Annotated in this window: 3 protein-coding genes; all 3 read right to left on the reverse strand. The window is 37.1% G+C overall.

The genetic code is table 11. The annotated features are described in order from the left end of the window. On the reverse strand, nt 1–202 hold a 202-nt coding region (locus AOM43_RS14165; protein WP_439709378.1), incomplete at its 3' end, for a hypothetical protein. Nucleotides 203–341: 139 nt separating this feature from the next. Beyond that, nucleotides 342–719 (reverse strand): hypothetical protein, encoded by a 378-nt coding sequence (locus AOM43_RS13270; protein ID WP_059359076.1) that lies wholly within the window; start codon nt 717–719, stop codon nt 342–344. Nucleotides 720–881: 162 nt separating this feature from the next. Then, the coding region (locus tag AOM43_RS03500; protein WP_152618836.1) for a transposase at nt 882–1611 on the reverse strand (730 nt) is incomplete at its 5' end.

The following is a 1611-nucleotide window of genomic DNA, read 5'->3' on the forward strand; positions in this document are numbered from 1 at the left end:
AATCATAGGTATAAACGGTTCGCATTCCATTTTTTTCGATTTTCTCTTCCAGATTTCCATCGAGCGTGTAGGTCATTCTTTCAATGGAACCATCAGGATATTTAATAGAGTAAGGCTGCCCTCGAATGGTATTTTGTTGCTGGGTTAAATCTCCATTTCCATTCCATGTTCTGCTCGTATATCCTAAAGCATTATATGCCAAGCATTCGGTAGCAAAAAGCTCTCCATTGGATCTGGGAATAGGGGGATAGATGGTTTTGACAAGGCGATTTAGGCCATCGTATTCATAAAAGGTTTTATTGCCGTAGTAGTCGATGCTTGCCGTGCGAGTATTGCATTCATCATTCGGAGTGAAAGTCTTTTATTTCATAACTTTTTGCAAAAATATCTATTGTACTATTTGTAGAATTAGTATTTATACTAAAACATTTTAAAGATTTTAATTTAGCGCCCATTTTCAACCATTTATTATGAATTAGATTCAATTCGTCCGAATCCATTAAACATTCAGCAGCCAAAATAGATTCATTAGCTACAATTCCAAAATTCATATTCGCTTTTAAAGCATAACAATCATGAAATTCAATTATCGAGGCAAGACCATCTGGCCATTCAACTAAAATTTTGACTATGTCTTGGTTATCGGGATCGCTTCTATCGATATGAATATATTTCAAGTTAGCATCATGCCATGGTAAATCATTAAAATTGATATTCATTTAAGTCCTTTAAGCTTTAATTATAAATTCAATATTTCGTTAGAAATGAAATTATTTCCAATATGAATTATTTTTTCTGATTGTAGAAAAAATATTCCTGACAAGCCGCTTTTCCTTTGTCTAGAAATGTTGAGAGCAGCAATCTCTTTTTTCTATCTGAACCTATCCCACTAATCTGTAGATCCAAAAAACTATGAGGCTTAGAGCCAAAAAACCTTTCCAGTAACAAGTCTTTCTTTCCCATCTTACAGCTAATCGTCTAAATTTCCTTTGCAACCAAGATATAGCCCGTTCAACCTTCCATCGCATACGTTTCAGAACAGTTTCAACCTTCTCTGCCTCTTTCCCTGGTTTTTTACGTCTACAAATCCCAGGAAAGATCCTACGTCTAAGCAACTTATCTCTAAGAGATTCTGCATCGTAGCCCTTATCCGCTTCAAGAATGGGAATTATGCCAGTATTTGACAGATCAACTATATGCTTGTGAACTCGATCTAGAAGGGGCTCAACACTCGTTAAGCGATTCATGAAGTCATAAGAAAAGTTCTTCCGGTAAGGTAGATGGGATCCTCTTTCACTTAGCACATTGCCATTGGCATCGAATGTGCGATAAAGGGTTTCACCTGCGGCATTGACTTGTTCCGTGACATTATTATGGGCATCATAGGTCCAATGTAAACGATAACGAGGGGATGGGGAGTGATCTGTTTCAAAGTGATCTTGGGCTGTGAGTCTGCCGTGTTTATCGTAGTGATTTAGTAGACGTTTGAAGCAGGTTTTTTCTCCGTTGGCATCGATACTGGAAAATTTTTCTTCTTCAGGTAAATAGATAAACCCTTCTTTGAGAGGTGCAATTTCATGCAATAGGCTCTGGCTTACAAGTGTACGATCT

The organism is Parachlamydia acanthamoebae (genome assembly GCF_000875975.1).
Taxonomy (GTDB): Bacteria; Chlamydiota; Chlamydiia; order Chlamydiales; family Parachlamydiaceae; genus Parachlamydia; species Parachlamydia acanthamoebae.